The 19,501-nt window shown below is 60.8% G+C and carries 18 protein-coding genes; 10 read left to right on the top strand and 8 right to left on the bottom strand.

The window, feature by feature from the left end:
* Positions 1–109 precede the first annotated feature (109 nt).
* The 8 genes from amaA (at position 110) to AC27VU_RS27170 (ending at position 9,643) form a co-directional block, all read left to right on the top strand.
* Positions 110–1,393 carry an L-pipecolate oxidase gene (gene amaA / locus AC27VU_RS27205; RefSeq protein ID WP_488725288.1) on the top strand — a complete coding sequence of 428 codons (1,284 nt, stop codon included), beginning with the start codon at positions 110–112 and terminating at the stop codon, positions 1,391–1,393.
* Positions 1,394–1,761: 368 nt separating this feature from the next.
* Positions 1,762–2,895, top strand: coding sequence for a branched-chain amino acid ABC transporter substrate-binding protein (locus AC27VU_RS27200; protein ID WP_003221158.1), 1,134 nt, complete (start codon positions 1,762–1,764; stop codon positions 2,893–2,895).
* A 239-nt stretch (positions 2,896–3,134) separates the two neighbouring features.
* Positions 3,135–4,049 (top strand): ABC transporter permease subunit, encoded by a 915-nt coding sequence (locus AC27VU_RS27195; RefSeq protein WP_003221160.1) that lies wholly within the window; start codon positions 3,135–3,137, stop codon positions 4,047–4,049.
* A 3-nt stretch (positions 4,050–4,052) separates the two neighbouring features.
* Positions 4,053–5,354: a high-affinity branched-chain amino acid ABC transporter permease LivM gene (gene livM, locus AC27VU_RS27190; RefSeq protein ID WP_003221162.1), complete on the top strand. Its 1,302-nt coding sequence runs from the start codon at positions 4,053–4,055 to the stop codon at positions 5,352–5,354.
* On the top strand, positions 5,351–6,223 hold the full coding sequence (locus AC27VU_RS27185; protein WP_401065133.1) for an ABC transporter ATP-binding protein: 873 nt from the start codon (positions 5,351–5,353) through the stop codon (positions 6,221–6,223). The genes livM and AC27VU_RS27185 overlap by 4 nt, the downstream gene beginning before the upstream one ends.
* Entirely contained in the window at positions 6,220–6,936 is a 717-nt protein-coding gene (locus tag AC27VU_RS27180; protein WP_047600666.1) for an ABC transporter ATP-binding protein, read from the top strand. The genes AC27VU_RS27185 and AC27VU_RS27180 overlap by 4 nt, the downstream gene beginning before the upstream one ends.
* Before the next feature lie 838 nt (positions 6,937–7,774).
* A complete protein-coding gene (locus tag AC27VU_RS27175) occupies positions 7,775–8,539 on the top strand; it encodes an SDR family oxidoreductase (RefSeq protein WP_226499913.1) in 765 nt (254 codons plus the stop codon).
* Positions 8,540–8,737: 198 nt separating this feature from the next.
* Complete coding sequence (locus AC27VU_RS27170; protein WP_488725287.1) at positions 8,738–9,643, top strand: cation diffusion facilitator family transporter; 906 nt, start codon at positions 8,738–8,740, stop codon at positions 9,641–9,643.
* Between the two features lie 130 nt (positions 9,644–9,773).
* Here AC27VU_RS27170 and AC27VU_RS27165 read toward each other — a convergent pair whose 3' ends face one another.
* From AC27VU_RS27165 to AC27VU_RS27135, 7 genes are all read right to left on the bottom strand, one after another.
* Positions 9,774–10,907, bottom strand: a complete 1,134-nt coding sequence (locus AC27VU_RS27165; protein ID WP_488725286.1) for an AGE family epimerase/isomerase — start codon at positions 10,905–10,907, stop codon at positions 9,774–9,776.
* A 181-nt stretch (positions 10,908–11,088) separates the two neighbouring features.
* Positions 11,089–11,661, bottom strand: a complete 573-nt coding sequence (locus tag AC27VU_RS27160; protein ID WP_003221174.1) for a HupE/UreJ family protein — start codon at positions 11,659–11,661, stop codon at positions 11,089–11,091.
* 27 nt (positions 11,662–11,688) lie between these two features.
* Entirely contained in the window at positions 11,689–12,303 is a 615-nt protein-coding gene (gene ureG, locus AC27VU_RS27155; protein WP_003221176.1) for an urease accessory protein UreG, read from the bottom strand.
* A 23-nt stretch (positions 12,304–12,326) separates the two neighbouring features.
* The gene (locus tag AC27VU_RS27150) at positions 12,327–13,001 is read right to left on the bottom strand and encodes an urease accessory protein UreF (RefSeq protein ID WP_488725285.1); all 675 of its coding nucleotides are present in this window, start codon (positions 12,999–13,001) and stop codon (positions 12,327–12,329) included.
* Positions 12,998–13,498 carry an urease accessory protein UreE gene (gene ureE, locus AC27VU_RS27145; RefSeq protein WP_003221180.1) on the bottom strand — a complete coding sequence of 167 codons (501 nt, stop codon included), beginning with the start codon at positions 13,496–13,498 and terminating at the stop codon, positions 12,998–13,000. The genes AC27VU_RS27150 and ureE overlap by 4 nt, the downstream gene beginning before the upstream one ends.
* Positions 13,499–13,796: 298 nt before the next feature.
* Positions 13,797–14,429, bottom strand: a complete 633-nt coding sequence (locus AC27VU_RS27140; protein WP_045122272.1) for a TetR family transcriptional regulator — start codon at positions 14,427–14,429, stop codon at positions 13,797–13,799.
* 174 nt (positions 14,430–14,603) lie between these two features.
* Positions 14,604–15,194 carry a hypothetical protein gene (locus tag AC27VU_RS27135; RefSeq protein WP_488725284.1) on the bottom strand — a complete coding sequence of 197 codons (591 nt, stop codon included), beginning with the start codon at positions 15,192–15,194 and terminating at the stop codon, positions 14,604–14,606.
* A 385-nt stretch (positions 15,195–15,579) separates the two neighbouring features.
* Here AC27VU_RS27135 and AC27VU_RS27130 point away from each other — a divergent pair, with 385 nt between their 5' ends.
* Positions 15,580–17,655, top strand: coding sequence for an AsmA family protein (locus AC27VU_RS27130; RefSeq protein WP_488725283.1), 2,076 nt, complete (start codon positions 15,580–15,582; stop codon positions 17,653–17,655).
* Positions 17,656–17,758: 103 nt separating this feature from the next.
* Here AC27VU_RS27130 and AC27VU_RS27125 read toward each other — a convergent pair whose 3' ends face one another.
* Complete coding sequence (locus tag AC27VU_RS27125; protein WP_103520993.1) at positions 17,759–18,292, bottom strand: ferritin-like domain-containing protein; 534 nt, start codon at positions 18,290–18,292, stop codon at positions 17,759–17,761.
* 311 nt (positions 18,293–18,603) lie between these two features.
* On the opposite strand from AC27VU_RS27125, the gene AC27VU_RS27120 reads away from it, so the two are divergent.
* Positions 18,604–19,494: an alpha/beta fold hydrolase gene (locus tag AC27VU_RS27120; protein WP_488725282.1), complete on the top strand. Its 891-nt coding sequence runs from the start codon at positions 18,604–18,606 to the stop codon at positions 19,492–19,494.
* Positions 19,495–19,501: the final 7 nt, after the last annotated feature.

The raw sequence follows: 19,501 nt of genomic DNA, 5'->3' as shown, positions 1-19,501 counted from the left end.
AGTGTGCTGGTCCTGCAGCATGTTTTTTTCCCCCCCCCCCCCCCCCCCACCCAAGCCCGCTCCCACAGGATCAGCAGTGTGTTTGGCAGGTTTCTGTTGGAGTCTGGCAATGCCGTTACGCGAAGAATGTCTGTGGGAAAAACTCACGCCTCAGCGCCCGGATAACACCGCGCTACGGGGCGAGGTCAAAGTCGATGTCTGCGTGATCGGCGCCGGGTTTACCGGGTTGTCGGCGGCGCTGCATCTGTTGGAGAAGGGCAAAAGCGTCTGCGTGCTCGAAGCTCATCGCGCCGGGCATGGCGGCTCCGGACGCAACGTCGGGCTAGTCAACGCCGGCATGTGGATCCCGCCGGACGAGATCGAAGCCGGATTCGGCGAAGCGGTCGGCAGTCAGCTCAACCGCATGCTAGGGGCGGCGCCGGCGCTGGTGTTCAGCCTTGTGGATAAATACAACATTGATTGCCAGTTGCGCCGCGAAGGCACCCTGCACATGGCGCACAACGCCAAGGGCGAAGCGGATCTGCGCAGTCGCGAGCAACAATGGAAGCGCCGTGGCGCTCCGGTCGAACTGCTCACCGGCAAGGCCTGCGAGCAAGCCACCGGTACGCAGAAGATTGCCGCCGCACTGCTCGACCGGCGTGCCGGCACGCTCAACCCGATGGCTTATGTCACCGGCCTGGCCAACGCGGTGAAGGGCCTGGGCGGGCAGATGTTCGATCACTCGCCGGTTACCCGTCTCGAGCGCATGGGCCAGCAATGGTCAGTGCAGACCGAGCACGGATCGGTGCTCGCCGAGCAAGTGGTGATCGCCTCCAACGCCTACACCGAAGGCGACTGGACCGAACTCAAGCGCAATTTCTTCCCCGGTTACTACTATCAGGTCGCCTCGGTGCCGCTGACCGAAGACGCGGCCCATGACATCCTCCCCGGCGGGCAGGGCTCGTGGGACACGCGGCAGGTGCTGAGCAGTATTCGCCGCGACAAGGACGGCCGGTTGTTGCTCGGCAGCCTGGGCAATGGCAATCAGAAACCGACGTGGTTCCTCAAAGCCTGGGCTGACCGGGTGCAGCAACACTACTTCCCCAACCTGAAATCGGTGGAATGGGAATGCACCTGGACCGGGCGCATCGCCTTCACCCCCGATCATTTGATGAGGCTGTTCGAGCCGGCACCCGGACTGGTGGCCGTCACCGGTTACAACGGCCGTGGCGTGACCACGGGCACCGTGGTCGGCAAAGCCTTCGCCGACTACCTGTGTAACGGAAATCCTCAAGCCCTGCCGATCCCCTTCGCACCGATGCAGCCCCTGGCCGGTGTCGGCCTGCGCAGTTGCCTGTACGAGGCCGGGTTCTCGCTGTATCACGCGGGCCAGTGCCTGCGCATCGTAATCTGAGTGTTGAAATATGTTGCCGGAAGCGGCGCTTTTCGATGCAGCGACTAGCCTGTAATGGTGCGGGTTGTAGCAGTCCCGCACCAGCAGTGTGCAGTTCGGTGACGCGAGCTGTTACAGGCTGGTTGCACGTCGTTTGGTGCCGCGGTTGCAATGATGGCGCAAGCGGGTTGCGCCTCAGATTTAAAAAGGTTTCACCTTCCGCGGTTTAGACGGTTGCACGCCCAATGAAAATGGGAACGAAACAGTCGAAATAACAAGAAAGCAGCGACTTTTTGAAGAATAAAAAACCGATGGCACGGCGCTTGCTCAGAGCATTCAGTGAAGTGAAGTCGCAGTGCCAACTAAAAAAAACCTTGGAGCACCACCTCATGTCCCAGACGTTTTACAAGAAAGGCTTTCTGGCCCTCGCAGTGGCTACTGCGTTGGGTGTTTCTGCGTTTGCTCAAGCTGATGTGAAAATCGGTGTAGCGGGTCCAATGACTGGCGCCAACGCGGCATTTGGCGAGCAGTACATGAAGGGTGCACAGGCAGCGGCGGACGCGGTCAACGCGGCGGGCGGCGTCAACGGCGAGAAAATCGTACTGGTCAAGGGCGATGACGCCTGCGAACCGAAGCAGGCGGTGACGGTTGCCAAGGACCTGGTGAACCAGAAAGTCGCCGGCGTGGTCGGTCACTTCTGCTCTTCCTCCACCATTCCAGCCTCGGAAATCTACGACGAAGCCGGCGTTATCGCGATCACCCCGGGTTCCACCAACCCGCAGGTGACCGAGCGCGGTCTGAGCGCGATGTTCCGTATGTGCGGGCGTGACGACCAGCAAGGCATTGTCGCTGGCGACTACATCGTCGACGTGCTCAAGGGCAAGAAAGTCGCGGTGATCCACGACAAGGACACCTACGGTCAAGGTCTGGCCGATGCGACCAAGGCTCAGTTGATCAAGCGCGGCGTGACCCCGGTGATCTACGAAGGCCTGACCCGTGGCGAGAAAGACTTCAGCGCCCTGGTCACCAAGATCCGCGCCGCTGGCGCCGACGTCGTGTACTTCGGCGGTCTGCACCCGGAAGCCGGCCCACTGGTCAAGCAACTGCGCACCGAAGGCCTGAAAGATGTGAAGTTCATGTCTGACGACGGCATCGTCACCGACGAACTGGTGACCACCGCCGGCGGCCCGCAATACGTTGACGGCGTGCTGATGACCTTCGGCGCCGACCCGCGCCTGCTGCCGGAAAGCAAGGCCGTGGTCGAGCAGTTCCGCAAGGCCGGGACTGAACCTGAGGGCTACACCCTGTACGCCTACGCTTCGATTCAGGCCCTGGCGGCCGGTTTCAATGGCGCCAAGTCCAACAGTGGCGAAAAAGCCGCCGAGTGGCTGAAGGCCAACCCGGTGAAAACCGTCATGGGTGAGAAGTCCTGGGACAAGAAAGGCGACCTGAAAGTGTCCGACTACGTGGTTTACCAGTGGGACGCGAGCGGCAAATACCATCAGCTGGAAAAACAGAAGTAAGGGCTGACGCGATCATCCGAACACCATGAACCCCTGTGGGAGCGGGCTTGCTCGCGAATGCGGGGTGTCAGTCGCCATCAACGGTAGCTGATACACCGCATTCGCGAGCAAGCCCGCTCCCACAGGAGGCGATGGTGTTGGGGGGAACGTGTCTGCATTGCTCCGACGTAAATCTGTATTTTTCCTAGAGGAACCGCCCGCTCACAGGTGGGCAGGTTCTCATTGCGTGAGATTGCGTTATGGATGGTATTTTCCTGCAGCAACTGGTCAACGGCCTGACCCTCGGGTCGGTCTATGGCCTGATCGCCATCGGCTACACAATGGTCTACGGCATCATCGGCATGATCAACTTCGCCCACGGCGAGGTTTACATGATTTCCGCTTACCTGGCGGCAATCAGTCTGGCTCTGCTGGCTTACTTCGGTATCGAATCCTTCCCGCTGTTGATGCTCGGCACGCTGGTCTTCACCATCGTCGTCACCGGCGTCTATGGCTGGGTAATCGAACGCGTCGCCTACAAACCTCTGCGCAACTCCACCCGACTGGCACCGCTGATCAGCGCCATCGGCATCTCCCTGATCCTGCAAAACTATGCCCAGATCAGCCAGGGCGCCCGCCAACAGGGTGTTCCGACGCTGCTCACCGGTGCCTGGCGCATCGACGTCGGCACAGGTTTCGTCCAGCTCACCTACACCAAGGTGTTCATTCTGGTCGCCGCGTTCGTCGGCATGGGCCTGCTGACCTACGTGATCAAGTACACCAAGCTCGGCCGCATGTGCCGCGCCACCCAACAAGACCGCAAGATGGCTTCGATTCTCGGGATCAACACCGACCGGGTGATTTCCTACGTGTTCATCATCGGTGCAGCGATGGCGGCCCTGGCCGGCGTGCTGATCACCATGAACTACGGCACGTTCGACTTCTACGCAGGCTTCGTCATCGGCATCAAGGCGTTCACCGCCGCCGTGCTGGGCGGGATCGGCTCACTGCCCGGCGCGATGCTCGGCGGGATCATTCTCGGGATCTCCGAGTCGCTGTTCTCGGGCCTGGTCAACTCCGACTACAAAGACGTGTTCAGCTTCTCGCTGCTCGTACTTGTTCTGGTCTTCAGGCCTCAGGGTCTGTTGGGCCGTCCTCTTGTGTCGAAGGTGTAAGCGATGTCTTCAACCACCCAAAAATCCATCGATATCAAAAAAAGTCTGGTTGAGGCGATTCTGGCCGGCCTCATTGCCCTGATCGTGTTCGGCCCGATTGTCGGCGTCGTGCTCGAAGGCTACAGCTTCAATCTTGAGCCGACCCGCGTCGCGTGGCTTATCGGCATTGTGATGATCGGCCGTTTTGCCTTGAGTCTGTTTCTGCAGACGCCCAGGGGCCTGAAGATTCTCGACGGATTCGAGAGCACCGGTTCCGGTGTACACGTACTGCCTGCCGATCACAAATCCTCGCTGCGCTGGATCATCCCGCTGCTGATTGTGCTCGCGGTCATCGTGCCGTTTGTCTCCAACTCGTACCTGCTGGGCGTGGTCATCCTCGGGTTGATCTACGTGCTGCTGGGGCTGGGGCTGAACATCGTGGTCGGTCTGGCCGGCCTGCTCGACCTCGGTTACGTGGCGTTCTACGCCATCGGTGCCTACGGTCTGGCGCTGGGTTATCAATACCTCGGGCTGGGCTTCTGGACCGTGCTGCCACTGGCGGCGATCACCGCAGGCCTGGCCGGCTGCATCCTCGGTTTCCCGGTGCTGCGTCTGCACGGTGACTATCTGGCGATCGTGACCCTGGGCTTCGGTGAAATCATCCGCCTGATCCTCAACAACTGGCTGTCGCTGACCGGCGGTCCGAACGGGATGCCGGCGCCACTGCCGACGTTCTTTGGCCTGGAGTTCGGCAAGCGCGCCAAGGATGGCGGGGTGCCGTTCCATGAGTTCTTCGGCATCGCCTACAACCCGGACGTGAAGTATTACTTCATCTACGCGGTGTTGTTCCTGGTGGTGCTGGCCGTGCTGTACATCAAGCATCGTCTGGTGAAAATGCCGGTGGGTCGCGCCTGGGAAGCCCTGCGCGAAGATGAAATCGCTTGCCGCTCGATGGGCCTGAACCACGTGTTGGTCAAGCTCTCGGCGTTTACCATCGGTGCATCGACCGCGGGCCTGGCCGGGGTGTTTTTCGCCACCTACCAGGGCTTCGTCAACCCGACCTCGTTCACCTTCTTCGAATCGGCACTGATCCTCGCCATCGTCGTGCTCGGCGGCATGGGTTCGACCATCGGCGTGGTGATCGCGGCATTCGTGTTGACGGTTGCTCCGGAACTGCTGCGCGGCTTCGCTGAATACCGCGTGCTGCTGTTCGGCATCCTGATGGTGTTGATGATGATCTGGCGACCACGCGGGCTGATCCGCATCAGCCGTACCGGGGTCACTCCACGCAAAGGTGCCATTCACTATGAGAGGACTGCGCCATGAGTGAAGTCGTACTCTCTGTGGAAAAACTGATGATGCACTTCGGTGGCATCAAGGCTTTGAGCGATGTCAGCCTCAAGGTCAAACGCAACTCGATCTTCGCCCTGATCGGGCCGAACGGCGCAGGCAAGACCACGGTGTTCAACTGCCTGACCGGGTTCTACAAGGCTTCCGGCGGCAAGATCGAACTCAACGTGCGCGGCAAGCAGACCAATGTCATCCAACTGCTGGGTGAGTCGTTCAAACCGACCGACTTCGTCTCGCCGAAAAGCTTCCTCAGTCGCCTGTACTACAAGATGTTCGGCGGCACGCACCTGGTGAACCGCGCCGGGCTGGCCCGAACGTTTCAGAACATTCGCCTGTTCAAGGAAATGTCGGTGCTGGAAAACCTGCTGGTGGCGCAGCACATGTGGGTCAACCGCAACATGCTCGCTGGCGTCCTCAACACCAAGGGTTATCGCAAGGCCGAAAGTGATGCGCTGGACTGCGCGTTCTACTGGCTCGAAGTGGTCGATCTGGTGGACTGCGCCAACCGTCTGGCCGGTGAACTGTCCTACGGTCAGCAACGCCGTCTGGAGATCGCCCGGGCCATGTGCACGCGGCCGCAGATCATCTGCCTCGACGAACCGGCCGCCGGCCTCAACCCTCAGGAAACCGAAGCGCTGAGCGCGATGATCCGGCTGCTGCGCGACGAGCACGATCTGACCGTGGTGCTGATCGAACACGACATGGGCATGGTAATGAGCATTTCCGACCACATCGTGGTGCTGGATCACGGCGTGGTCATCGCCGAAGGCGGGCCTGACGCGATCCGCAACGATCCGAAAGTGATTGCCGCCTATCTGGGCGCCGACGAAGAGGAGCTGGTATGAGCAAACCGATCCTCGAACTGAAAGATCTGGACGTGTTCTACGGCCCGATCCAGGCCCTCAAAGGCGTATCTCTGCAGATCAACGAAGGCGAGACCGTCAGCCTGATCGGCTCCAACGGCGCGGGTAAATCGACGCTGCTGATGTCGATCTTCGGCCAGCCGCGCGCGGCGGGCGGGCAGATCCTCTATCAAGGCGTTGATATCACCCACAAGTCCTCGCACTACATCGCCTCCAACGGCATCGCGCAGTCGCCGGAAGGGCGGCGGGTGTTCCCCGACATGACCGTCGAGGAGAACCTGCTGATGGGCACCATCCCGATTGGCGACAAATATGCCAAGGAGGATATGCAGCGCATGTTCGAGCTGTTCCCGCGGCTCGAAGAACGCCGTACCCAGCGGGCGATGACCATGTCCGGCGGCGAGCAGCAAATGCTCGCCATCGCCCGTGCGCTGATGAGCCGGCCGAAACTGCTGCTGCTCGATGAACCGAGCCTGGGCCTGGCGCCGATCGTGGTGAAACAGATCTTCGCCACCCTGCGGGAACTGGCGAAAACCGGCATGACCATTTTCCTCGTCGAGCAGAACGCCAACCATGCGCTGAAGCTGTCGGATCGGGCATATGTAATGGTCAACGGCGAGATTCGCCTGACTGGCACTGGTAAAGAGCTGCTGGTGAATGAGGAGGTGCGCAACGCTTATCTGGGCGGGCACTGATTCTTCATGCGTTGTCCACAAGCCCCGCGACGAAAGTCCCGGGGCTTTTTACATCTCAAGTCCAGCACAAGTCCCTTGTGGGAGCGGGCTTGCTCGCGAAGAGGGTGTGTCAGATAACACCGTGTTTGATGGCACACCCTCTTCGCGAGCAAGCCCGCTCCCACAGTTGATCTGCGCCAGATTTCAGAATTGTGGAAAACAAATTCCCGCACCTGCCAAAGCGCGACATATAGACGCTGCAAATGGCTGTTTTTCCACAGTTTCGACTTGTCCCCGTTTGCTGTGGAGCTGGCTGTGAATAACGTGGGTGTAGCTGTCTGCAGGCCATTGGAACCGTGGCTTGTAGCGTGGTGATTGTTTTTTGATCAGGTGCTTTTGCGATAACGATAGACGCCTTTGTCAACCTTTTTATGGCCGCTGCAGAATCGGCAATTCCATGTGCGCAAGCTTGTGGATAAGTCTGTGATTAAACTCTGGAAAGACCGCGCGGAGCACCGTGATTACTGGCCTCGCGCAAAGACTGCTGTGACCGTGCAGTCGTGCAGAATGCCATCACCGGCACAACTGCCAGATCAGGGTCAAGCAAAAAACTTTCTATTTCGCCCGCAAAGCCTTGTGTGGCGCGGCTTTACGCTTTTTCACTTGCCCCCGGAAACTGTGGAAGGGGCTGTGGATAACATGCGTGCACATGGCTACAGGCCACGGTGCATATGGTGTGGCGGCCATTGATCAATTAATGAGCAGGATTCGGTGGTTGCCGGTTAAAGCGGGGCCGGGCATGCTGCCTGCTGATTGTCCATTCCAATGACCGCACGGCGGTCGATGCAAGGAGAACACGATGTCCAACACCCTGTTTATTACCGGCGCGACGTCCGGTTTTGGTGAAGCCTGTGCCCGTCGTTTTGCCGAGGCTGGCTGGAAACTGGTGCTGACCGGTCGTCGTGAGGAACGCCTCAATGCGCTGTGCGCAGATCTGTCGAAGCAGACCGAAGTGCATGGTCTGGTGCTCGACGTGCGTGACCGCAAGGCGATGGAAGAGGCAATTGCCAATCTGCCGCCGTCGTTCGCCAAGCTGCGTGGCCTGATCAACAACGCCGGGCTGGCGCTGGGCGTCGATCCGGCGCCCAAATGCGACCTCGACGACTGGGACACCATGGTCGATACCAACGTCAAAGGCCTGATGTACAGCACCCGTCTGCTGTTGCCACGTTTGATCGCCCACGGCCGTGGCGCCGGTATCGTCAACCTCGGCTCCATCGCCGGAAACTACCCGTACCCGGGCAGCCACGTGTATGGCGCGACCAAGGCGTTCGTCAAGCAATTCTCGCTGAACCTGCGCTGCGACCTGCAGGGCACTGGCGTGCGCGTCAGCAACATCGAGCCCGGCCTGTGCGAAAGCGAGTTCTCGCTGGTGCGCTTTGCCGGTGACCAGGAACGCTACAACGCGACCTACGCCGGGGCCGAGCCGATCCAGCCGCAGGACATCGCCGAGACGATATTCTGGGTGCTCAACGCGCCAGCACACATCAACATCAACAGCCTGGAGCTGATGCCGGTGAGCCAGACCTGGGCCGGGTTTGCGATCGAGCGTAACAAGGCGTAAGACCCTGTGGCGAGGGAGCTTGCTCCCGCTGGACTGCGCAGCAGGCCCGTTTTTTTGAACTGAAGAGCGGGGGCGCTCCGCACCCCAGCGGGAGCAAGCTCCCTCGCCACAAAACCGGGCAAAACCGCCAATAAGGTAAACTCATCTCCGACAAACCCCACCGCACCCCGCGGTTCAAAGGTTTTTAGAGGAGGCTACGTGAGTAACCGAGGTGAGCAGTCACTGCTCAAACAATCGACCATCCTGATGTTCGCGGTGTCGATTGCCGGGATCGTTACCGGTTTTGTTTCGGGTTCCCAATCCATCCTTTTCGATGGTTTTTTCTCGCTGATCGCAACGTTCATCAAAGTGCTGATGCTGATCACCGCCCGGCTGATCGCCAAAGAGAGCAATCACCGTTTTCAGTTCGGTTTCTGGCATCTGGAGCCGATGGTGCTGCTGATCGAAGGCAGCTTCCTGCTGTTGATCGCGATCTATGCCTTTCTCAACGGTGTGTTCGGCATCATCAACGGCGGCCGCGAGATCGAACTGGGGCTGGTGATCATTTATGCGGCGGTGTTCACCGTCGTCGAGTTCGCCTACTTCTTCTACGTGCGTCGGCGCAATCGCAAGCTCAAGTCCAGCCTGATCCAGTTCGACAACATCAGCTGGCTGGTGGACGCGATGCTCTCGGTCGGCCTGTTGATCAGTTTTCTCGCCGCGTTGCTGCTCAAGGCCCAGGGCTTTGACGAGTGGGCGAAGTTTGTCGACCCGCTGATCCTGATCGTCCTGGCGCTGACCATGTTGCCACCGGCGTTCAAGATCCTCGGCCCGGCGTTGCGCGATGTGCTGGGTATTGCCCCGGACACCCTGGATGATCAGGTGCGCCAAGTGATGGAGGCGGCAAAGGTTGCGCATGGTTTCGACGATTACGTGACCTACGTGCAGAAGCACGGGCGGGCGCGGTTCATCGAGATTCATGTGGTATTGCCGGCGGATTACCGGCTGCAGAGCGTGGGGCAGCTGGATGCGTTGCGTGAGGAAATCTCGGCGCAGCTCGGCGAGCCGGATGCGGCGCGCTGGTTGACCATCAGCTTTACCGGTGACAAGAAGTGGATTGCCTGATTCAGAGCTGCTGAATCTCCTGTGGCGAGCGAGCTTGCTCGCGCTGGGCTGCGAAGCGGCCCCAGATTTTTGTGAGTGCTGCGCACTCAAGCGGGAGCAAGCTCCCTCGCCACAGGATAAGTTCAGTCAGTTAGTTCAGATATTCGGCTAAACCGCTGTAGCACGTCGCCAAGTGATAAGGCGTCGTCGAAGGCATGTCCTTGCGGCTGACCTCTCCTTGCTCATCCCGGCATTCATGCCACCCGCCCGCATGCAGAAAACGCTGCTGCAGCGCCTGCAACTGGCGTAGCACTGTAGCTTCACTGCCCGCACGCAAGGTCAGCGCGCGCAGGTATTCAGCCTGCGCCCAGATCCGCTGAGTCGAATCTTTCGGGCGACCGTCCAGTTGCAGATCGAGCATCGCCCGCACCGCACCTGAAGGTTGTTCAACGCCGAACTGCTCGGTGAAAGCGAATGCCCGGTCCAGCGCTGCATGCAATTTCGAACCACGCAGCAGGGCTGAAGACTCGAGCAGGAAATACCATTCGAACTGATGCCCCGGCTCGTACCAGTTATCCACAGCCCCCAGCGGTTTCTCCATCAACACGCCATGTTGCGGGTCGACGAACTGCTTGTGCATGGCTGTGCATAACGCCACCAGCGCTTGCTGCGTCGCCGCGTCTTCGCGTACCGCGAGGGTGGCGAGAAACGCTTCGGCCAGGTGCATCAGCGGGTTTTGCAGCGGGCCGGTTTGCAGGGTGATCCAGTCGCGGTCCAGGCACGCTTCGTACAGGCCGTCACCGGTGGTGAAGCGCCGGGCGATGACTTCCAGTGCGGCGTTGAGTGTGGACTCCACCAGCGGCTCGCGGGACTTGGCCCAGTAATGGGCGCAGGCGAACAGGATGAAAGCGTGGGTGTAGAGATCCTTGCGCTGATCCAGCGGCTTGCCTTGCGCGTCGATGCTGTAGAACCAGCCGCCGTGCTCGGCGTCGTGGAAATGCCGTTGCAGCGAGCGGAACAGCGCGGCGGCGCGCACCTCGGCGTTATCTACAACCCCGATCAGGCTGGAAAACAGGTACAGCTGCCGTGCGCAGGCCATCGCCCGGTAGCGTTGCGGCGGCAGCGGCTGATGTGCGGCGTCCAGTGCTTCGTAGGGCAGCGCCATGTCGGCGTTCCAGCCCGGGCCTTGCCAGAGCGGCACGATCACGTTCAGAAAGTGCTGTTGCACATCACTGAACAGGGCGGTCAATTCGGGCAGAGAGGTGGAGCGGGAAGCATGGGGCATTGGCGGACGTCGTCACGGCTGGGGCGATTGCGCGACATGGTAGCAGAGCGACGGCCTGATGAGACGCGGTGTCTGTCAGTCCGCCTTCGCGAGCAAGCCCGCTCCCACAGGTTTTGTGTACACCGCAAATCCAGGGTGGGAGCGGGCTTGCTCGCGAAGAGGCCGGTTCAGGCGATAAAGATCAGCCGGCCAGCAACCAGGCACCGGTCACCGCCGAAGCAGCCCCCGCCACTCGCACCAATGGTGCAGCAGCCTGAGGCAACACGCGCACCAGGCCATAACCCGCCGCATGCAGCGCTGCAGTCGCCGCGACGAAACCGGCGGCATACGCCCAAGGGCTGCTCATGTCCGGCAGTTCCAGGCCATGCGCCACACCATGGAACAGCGCAAACAACGCCGTCGCCGCCACCGCCATTACCAGCGGCGGACGCACCGCCAATGCCACGGCCAGGCCCAGCGCCAGCACCGAAGCCGCAATCCCGCTTTCCAGCGCCGGCAGTTGCAGCCCTTCAAAACCGAGCATGCCGCCGATCAGCATGGTGCCGACGAATGTACAGGGCAGCGCCCAGCGTGCCGCGCCTTGCTGCTGCGCGGCCCACAGGCCGACCGCAACCATCGCCAGCAAGTGGTCGAGGCCGCCGATCGGGTGGCTGATGCCGGCGATCAAGCCGCTGTCGCCGTGGCCCGGGTGGGCGAAGGCCAGGGCCGGGGTCAGCAGCAGCGCCACGGCGCCGAGAATGCGTTTGAGTGTCATGGATAAGCTTCCTTGTTGGTCATTGAATCAGGCGGCGTTCAGCAGGCCCTGGCGCTCGATGAAGGCGATGATGTCTTCCAGGCCCTGGCCGGTTTTCTGGTTGCTGAAGACGAATGGCTTGCCGTTGCGCATGCGCTTGGTGTCGCTATCCATCATTTCCAGCGAGGCACCGACCAGCGGCGCCAGGTCGATTTTGTTGATCACCAGCAGGTCGGACTTGCAGATCCCCGGCCCGCCCTTGCGTGGCAGTTTGTCGCCGGCCGAGACGTCGATCACGTAGATGGTCAGGTCCGACAGCTCCGGGCTGAAGGTCGCCGACAGGTTGTCGCCGCCGGACTCCACCAGAATCAGGTCCAGCCCCGGAAAGCGCCGGTTCAGTTGATCGACCGCTTCGAGGTTGATCGAGGCGTCTTCGCGGATTGCCGTGTGCGGGCAGCCACCGGTTTCCACGCCGATGATCCGCTCCGGTGCCAGCGCTTCGTTGCGCACCAGAAAGTCGGCGTCTTCGCGGGTATAGATGTCGTTGGTGACGACGGCCAGGTTATAGCGGTCGCGCAGCGCCAGGCACAGGGCCAGGGTCAACGCGGTTTTGCCGGAACCGACCGGGCCGCCGATGCCGACGCGCAGGGGTTGTGTGTTCATGTGCTTCTCCAAGATGACAGGCCCTAGGAACGGAAAAGTCGGCTGTACTGGCGCTCATGCGCCATGCACGCCAGGGACAGGCCGAACGCGGCGCTGCCGATGTGTTCGGGATTGATTTGGCTGGCGTCCTGCTGCGCCTGTTGCAGCAGCGGCAGCAATTCGCTGGTCAGGCGCTGGGCGGCTTGCTGGCCCAGCGGCAGGGTTTTCATCAGCACCGCGAGCTGGTTTTCCACCCAGCTCCACAGCCACGCGGCGAGGGCGTCCTGCGGGCTGATCTGCCAGGCGCGGGCAGCCAGTGCCCAGCCGAGGGCCAGATGCGGTTCCGCGCATTGCTCAAGAAAGCTGCGGGCCGGCGCGTCAAGTTCCGGCAGACCGTTGAGCAACTGCTGCAGTGAGTAACCCATCTGCCGGCTCTCCAGATGCAACTCGCGGGTCTCGCGGCTGGCCCGGTGGGTTTCGCAGATGCGCAGCAACTCGGCCCAGTTTTCCTCGGCCGCGGCCTGACAATGGGCGAGCAGCAGCGGCGCTTCGAAACGGGCGAGGTTGAGCAGCAATTGATCGCTGATCCAGCGCCGGGCACTGTCCGGGTTGTGCACGCGGCCGTTATCCACCGCCATTTCCAGGCCTTGCGAATAGCTGTAGCCGCCAATCGGCAGTTGCGGACTGGCCAGGCGCAACAGCGCCCAGGCTGGGTTCATAAACGAACGCCGAACTGGTGCAGTTTCGGCGCGTAGTTGAAGTCCTCGTCGCCATGCCGCGAATGATGATGACCACCGCCGTAGGCACCGTGCTCCGGCTGGAACGGCGCTTCAATCGCTTCGACTTGCGCGCCGAGCTGTTCAAGCATGGCCTTGAGCACGTAATCGTCGAGCAGGCGCAGCCAGCCGTCGCCGACTTGCAAGGCGACATGGCGGTTACCGAGGTGATAGGCGGCGCGGGTCAGTTCGAAGGCGTTGGCGCAGGTGACGTGAAGCAGTTGCTCGGGGCGGGCGCAGACGCGAACGATGCGGCCGTCTTCCGCCTGCAGGCATTCGCCGTCATATAACGGCGCCTGACCGCGCTCCAGAAACAACCCGACGTCTTCGCCATCGGCACTGAAACAGCGCAAACGGCTCTTGCTCCGCGCTTCGAAGGTCAGGTGCAACTCGGCGGACCAGACAGGTTGAGGGTCGATTCTGCGATGAATCACCAGCATCGGAAAGCTTCCAGCAGTGGACTGTAGAGAGGGCTAGAGCAAGGGGCTTGCCAACCGGCTGAGATGTAGGAAATCCCTGTCGGAGCGTAGTGGATGTTTCAAGATGTTGCAGAGTTTTGGAAGGTTTTGGTGCGTGAAGATTTTTACATGCACCAAATATGGGCGGCGCAAAACCAATGTGGGAGCGGGCTTGCTCGCGAAAGCGGTAGGTCAGTCACTTTATTGTTGACTGATACACCGCTTTCGCGAGCAAGCCCGCTCCCACATTGGTTTTGCGTTGTGTTTGAAAAAAGGTGAGTTACTCGGTACTGCCCAGCCCTTGCCAGTGCTTGAGACCGATAAAGATGAAGCGCAGTTGCTGGGTGATCTTTGCCTGTGGCGTCAGATGTTCCGGCAGGGCTTCGGCGGGCGGGTCGATGATGTCCGGCAGGGTGGCGAACACCGATTTGACGATCAGGTCGGCGATCACGCTCAGACCGGCTGCGTCCAGATGTTGCAGCTTGGGCATCAGCCTCAGGTCGGCCGCGAGGTCGGCGCTGATGTTTTCGCGCAGTCGGCCAATCGCCTGACGCACAGGCTGCGAGCCGCCGTACTGCTCGCGGGCGAGAAACAGGAATTGCGAACGGTTGGCGCTGACCACGTCGAGGAAGATTCGCACCGACGCATCGATGATGCCGCCCATGACGAATTCGTTGTGGCGCACTAGGCGGATGGTTTCGCGGAAGGTCTGGCCGACTTCACTGACCAGTACCAGACCCAGCTCGTCCATGTCGGCAAAATGCCGATAGAAACCGGTGGGCACGATGCCGGCGGTCTTGGTCACTTCGCGCAGGCTCAGGCTGCCGAATCCTCGGCCGCTTTCCATCAAATGGCGGGCGGCGTCCATCAGGGCGTTGCGGGTCTGTTGTTTCTGTTCGGCGCGGGGCAGCATCGCAAAGGCGTTTTCTTGAGCGGGACAAGCGCCGCACTCTAGCAAATCGGCTTTGCTGGCGTCGAACGTCGGGGGAGAGTCAATGGGGGGAAATGCGGTTTTGCGATTGGCCGGGGCTGAAAAAGTCAAAAGCCCAATCGGCTGATCGGGCTTTTTTTCCAGGCCGCCATGGGCTTAGCTCAAAGCGCTGTTGCGTTCGATCACACGGTCACCACCACCTTCAGCGAGGGTCTGGCCCTGTGGAGTGCGGTCACTACCGTCGGAAGCGAGGGTCTGGCCTTGTGGGGTGCGGTCGCTGCCGTCGGAAGCGAGGGTCTGGCCTTGTGGGGTGCGGTCGCTGCCGTCGGAAGCGAGGGTCTGGCCTTGTGGGGTGCGGTCGCTGCCGTCGGAAGCGAGGGTTTGACCTTGTGGAGTGCGGTCGCTGCCATCAGAGGCCAGAGCCTGGCCCAGTGGAGTGCGATCGGAACCGTCCTGAACCAGACCTTTCTCTTCGAGACGGTCACGGCCACCTTCTGCTACAGCTTGACCTTGTGGAGTCTTGTCGTAGCCATCTTGTACCAGGCCTTTTTCTTCCAGACGATTGCGGCCGTTTTCAGCCAGGGTCTGACCTTGTGGAGTGCGGTCACCGCCGTCAGCAGCAACAGTCTGGCTGAACACCGAGTGGCTGGTTTTTACTTGTGGGGTAGCCTGATCGGCAGCGGGCAGGGCGAAAGCAGTGCTGGCTAGCATCGACAGGGTAAGGCTGAGCAGTAATTGGCGTTTCATGATGGGTTGCTCCTTGGGAGGGCGATAAAGTGGGTACGAAGCCAATGCTACTCTCGATAAGTCGATATAAAAGTTCATAAACGCAATGGTAATAATCAACAGAATTGATTGTTCTGCCGAGGCGCTCTAGCTCGGGCGTTTGCGGACGCTGGTTTTGCACCGCAGTGGGTATTTTCGACTCACTCGCGCCTCGCAAATGTGCGGGTGGCGGTAACGCTGTTCGACCAATCGGTCAGCATTCGCGCGATTTTTTGCCGCGGAATCTATATTCCGATTAAACCTGCGTACTGTTTGCCAGTCGTAGATTTCATGAGGGCCGCTTTGGCCCGCCGTTTCAGCTGTGCGTCGCGAAGTCGGCGTGCGGTCGTCATCAGGAGTTTTGTGCATGACGCGCACCGGAAAAATCTTCAGTTGGACCCTCGCCATCCTCGTACTGTTGCTGGCGGTACTGGTTCTGATCATCGTGTTCTTCGATTGGAACCGGATCAAACCGCCGCTCAACGCCAAAGTCTCGGAAGAACTGCATCGACCGTTCGCCATCAACGGCAACCTCGCAGTGATCTGGCAACGCGAGCCGGACGAGGGTGGCTGGCGGGCCTGGGTGCCGTGGCCGCATGTGGTGGCTGAAGACCTGACGCTGGGTAATCCGGACTGGTCGAAGCAACCGCAGATGGTCACGCTCAAACGCGTGGAACTGCGCATCTCGCCGCTGGCCCTGCTGGCGCAACGGGTGACGATCCCGCGCATCGACCTGACCGAACCCAACGCGCAACTGCAGCGTCTGGCCGATGGTCGTGCCAACTGGACGTTCAAGTTCGATCCGAAGGACCCGAATGCCGAACCGTCGAACTGGGTGGTGGACATTGGTGCCATCGGTTTCGACAAGGGCCACGTCACTCTGGATGACCAGACGCTGAAGACCAATCTCCACGTGGTGATCGATCCGCTGGGCAAGCCGATTCCGTTCAGCGAGATCGTCGGCGACAAAGCCGCGAAGACCGCCCTGGACAAGGGCGCCGCGCCTCAGGACTATGCGTTTGCGCTGAAGGTCAAAGGCCAATACCACGGCCAGAATCTCACCGGCCAGGGCAAGATCGGCGGGCTGCTGGCGTTGCAGGACGCGAACAAGCCGTTCCCGCTGCAGGCGCAGGCGAAGATCGGCGCCACCAGCATCGAACTGGCCGGCACCCTGACCGACCCGCTGAACCTCGGCGCCCTCGATCTGCGTTTGAAACTGGCCGGCGCCAGCCTCGGCAACCTTTATCCACTGACCGGCGTGACCCTGCCGGATACGCCACCGTATTCCACCGACGGTCATCTGATTGCCAAGTTGCATGACGCCGCTGGCGCCAAATTCACTTATGAGCAGTTCAACGGCAAGATCGGTGGCAGTGACATTCACGGTGACCTGACCTACGTCGCCAGCCAGCCACGGCCAAAACTCAGTGGCGCGTTGCTGTCCAATCAACTGTTGTTCGCCGACCTCGCGCCGTTGATCGGCGCAGACTCGAATGACAAGCAAAAGGCCCGCGGCGGCGAGAGCAAGCAGCCGACCGACAAAGTGCTGCCGGTCGAAGAATTCAAGACCGACCGCTGGCGCGCGATGGATGCCGACGTCGAGTTCACCGGCAAGCGCATCGTCCACAGCGAAAAGCTGCCGTTCACCGATCTCTATACCCACCTGAAACTCAACGACGGCGAGCTCAGCCTCGAACCGCTGCGCTTCGGCGTGGCCGGGGGCAAGCTGGATGCGCAGATCCGCCTCAACGGTCGCACCGAACCGCTGGAAGGCCGGGCCAAACTGACCGCGCGCGGGTTCAAGCTCAAGCAGTTGTTCCCGACCTTCGAGCCGATGAAAACCAGTTTCGGCGAACTCAATGGCGATGCCGACATCAGCGGGCGCGGCAACTCCGTAGCCAAACTGCTGGGCGGGGCCAACGGCAACCTGAAGATGCTGATCAACGACGGTGCGATCAGTCGTGAACTGATGGAACTGGCGGGGCTCAATGTCGGCAACTACGTGGTCGGCAAGATCTTTGGTGACAAGGAAGTGAAGATCAACTGCGCGGCGGCGGACTTCGATATCAAGACCGGCCTGGCGAGCACGCGGCTGTTTGTGTTCGATACCGAGAACGCGATCATCTACATCGACGGCACTGCGAACATGGCCACCGAGCAACTGGACCTGACCGTGACGCCGGAATCCAAGGGCTGGCGTCTGATCTCGCTGCGTTCACCGTTGTATGTGCGCGGCAAGTTCATCAAGCCCGATGCAGGTGTGAAGGCTGTGCCGCTGATGTTGCGCGGAGCGGGGATGGTGGCGCTGGGCGTGATTGCAGCGCCGGCGGCCGGGCTGCTGGCGCTGGTGGCGCCGAGCGGTGGTGAGCCGAATCAGTGCGCGCCGTTGCTGGAGCAGATGAAGGCGGGCAAGGCGCCAGTGACCGTCAAGCCGACCAAGTAAATCTTCAGCGTCTGTAAACGCGTCATCGCGAGCAGGCTCACTCCTACAAGTACAGCGCAAAACTTGTAGGAGTGAGCCTGCTCGCGATAGCGGTATCGAAGGTTCAGAGGTCTTTCAGAATGTCGGCCATGTCATCCGCATGCTCTTCTTCCTGCGCCAGGATGTCTTCGAAGATGCGCCGGGTGGTCGGGTCTTTCTCACCGATGTACTGGATGATTTCGCGGTAGCTGTCGATGGCGATCCGCTCGGCCACCAAGTCTTCGTAGACCATTTCCTTCAGGGTGTTCCCGGCCACGTACTGGGCGTGGGACATTTTCGACAGCAGATCCGGATTGAACTCCGGCTCGCCGCCCAGTTGCACGATGCGCTCGGCCAGACGGTCGGCGTGTTGTGCTTCCTGGGTTGCGTGTTCGAGGAATTCGTCGGCGGCCACGTTGGCTTTCAGACCGTTGGCCATGAAGTAGTGACGCTTGTAGCGCAGCACGCAGACCAGTTCGGTGGCCAGCGATTCATTGAGCAAGCGCAGCACCTCTTCACGGTTAGCGCTGTAGCTTTCGGTTACCGCGCCGTTCTCGACGTGTTGCCGCGCACGTGCGCGCAGGGTTTTGACATCTGACAAGTGCAGGTCGTCGCTCATATTGATCTCCAGGAGGCTAATCCAAGGGCGCCACGCTCTACAGGCGTGATCGTTTACCCAAGTTGTGAGTCCTGCGCGATGCAAAAAGTTTTATGGGATTTCGTGCGACCTTGGCATCAGCCCCAGACCTTGCGTGGCAATCGCCGCTTGCGGGGTGTAATGCTCTTCATCGCTTGCGGTCGGTAGGACTGATTGTGGCGGGGGGAGTGGGCCTGAAGTAGGCTGAAGGTGGCGTTGTCATCATCAAGGAGGAGGCTTGGCGGGCGTTTTGCACGTTTGGCATCCACTTACGACCACAAGGATGTTTGCCCATGTCACACGCTACGGCGACACGTTATCCACTGGTGCTGGTCCCGGGCATGCTCGGGTTTATCCGGCTGGTGCTGTATCCGTACTGGTACGGGATCATCAAGGCGTTGCGCCGTGGCGGGGCGACGGTGATTGCGGTGCAGGTGTCGCCGCTCAACTCCACCGAGGTGCGCGGCGAGCAATTGCTAGCGCGCATCGAGGAGATTCTGCGCGAGACCGGCGCCGTCAGGGTCAATCTGTTTGGCCACAGCCAAGGCTCGCTGACCGCACGTTATGCCGCCGCCAAACGGCCGGATCTGGTGGCTTCGGTGACGTCGGTGGCCGGGCCTAATCACGGCTCGGAGCTGGCCGACTATCTGCAGCAACACTATCCGGCGGACAGCGCCAAGGGCCGCGTGCTTGAGGTGCTGCTGCGTGTTGTCGGCTGGCTGATGGCGCTGTTGGAAACCGGTTACCGCGGGCCGAAACTGCCGGTGGACATCCACGCCTCGCACCAATCGCTGACCCGTGAAGGCGTGGCGCTGTTCAATCAGCGTTATCCACAGGGCCTGCCCGAGACATGGGGCGGTCACGGGCCGGAAGAGGTCAACGGCGTGCGTTATTACTCGTGGTCAGGGACGTTGCAGCCGGGCAAGACCGATCGTGGCGGCAACCTGTTCGACGGCACCAATCGCAGCTGTCGCCTGTTTGCGAAAACCTTTGTGCGCGAGCCGGGGCAGTGTGACGGGATGGTCGGACGCTACAGCTCGCACCTGGGCACGGTGATTGGCGATGACTATCCGCTGGATCACTTCGACATCGTCAATCAGTCGCTGGGGCTGGTGGGGAAGGGCGCGGATCCGGTGTGCTTGTTTGTCGAGCATGCGGCGCGGTTGAAGGCCGCCGGGGTTTAACCTGCTT

The organism is Pseudomonas sp. 14P5.3.2 (genome assembly GCF_057799175.1).
The sequence above is the reverse complement of the archived record's forward strand: the minus strand, read 5'-3'. Positions and strand labels throughout refer to the sequence as shown.

Coding starts and splice junctions, on each gene's coding strand:
- amaA (WP_488725288.1), top strand. CDS start 110: ATGCCGTTACGCGAAGAATGTCTGTGGGAAAAACTCACGCCTCAGCGC.
- AC27VU_RS27200 (WP_003221158.1), top strand. CDS start 1,762: ATGTCCCAGACGTTTTACAAGAAAGGCTTTCTGGCCCTCGCAGTGGCT.
- AC27VU_RS27195 (WP_003221160.1), top strand. CDS start 3,135: ATGGATGGTATTTTCCTGCAGCAACTGGTCAACGGCCTGACCCTCGGG.
- livM (WP_003221162.1), top strand. CDS start 4,053: ATGTCTTCAACCACCCAAAAATCCATCGATATCAAAAAAAGTCTGGTT.
- AC27VU_RS27185 (WP_401065133.1), top strand. CDS start 5,351: ATGAGTGAAGTCGTACTCTCTGTGGAAAAACTGATGATGCACTTCGGT.
- AC27VU_RS27180 (WP_047600666.1), top strand. CDS start 6,220: ATGAGCAAACCGATCCTCGAACTGAAAGATCTGGACGTGTTCTACGGC.
- AC27VU_RS27175 (WP_226499913.1), top strand. CDS start 7,775: ATGTCCAACACCCTGTTTATTACCGGCGCGACGTCCGGTTTTGGTGAA.
- AC27VU_RS27165 (WP_488725286.1), bottom strand. CDS start 10,907: ATGCCCCATGCTTCCCGCTCCACCTCTCTGCCCGAATTGACCGCCCTG.
- AC27VU_RS27160 (WP_003221174.1), bottom strand. CDS start 11,661: ATGACACTCAAACGCATTCTCGGCGCCGTGGCGCTGCTGCTGACCCCG.
- ureG (WP_003221176.1), bottom strand. CDS start 12,303: ATGAACACACAACCCCTGCGCGTCGGCATCGGCGGCCCGGTCGGTTCC.
- AC27VU_RS27150 (WP_488725285.1), bottom strand. CDS start 13,001: ATGAACCCAGCCTGGGCGCTGTTGCGCCTGGCCAGTCCGCAACTGCCG.
- ureE (WP_003221180.1), bottom strand. CDS start 13,498: ATGCTGGTGATTCATCGCAGAATCGACCCTCAACCTGTCTGGTCCGCC.
- AC27VU_RS27140 (WP_045122272.1), bottom strand. CDS start 14,429: ATGCTGCCCCGCGCCGAACAGAAACAACAGACCCGCAACGCCCTGATG.
- AC27VU_RS27135 (WP_488725284.1), bottom strand. CDS start 15,194: ATGAAACGCCAATTACTGCTCAGCCTTACCCTGTCGATGCTAGCCAGC.
- AC27VU_RS27130 (WP_488725283.1), top strand. CDS start 15,580: ATGACGCGCACCGGAAAAATCTTCAGTTGGACCCTCGCCATCCTCGTA.
- AC27VU_RS27125 (WP_103520993.1), bottom strand. CDS start 18,292: ATGAGCGACGACCTGCACTTGTCAGATGTCAAAACCCTGCGCGCACGT.
- AC27VU_RS27120 (WP_488725282.1), top strand. CDS start 18,604: ATGTCACACGCTACGGCGACACGTTATCCACTGGTGCTGGTCCCGGGC.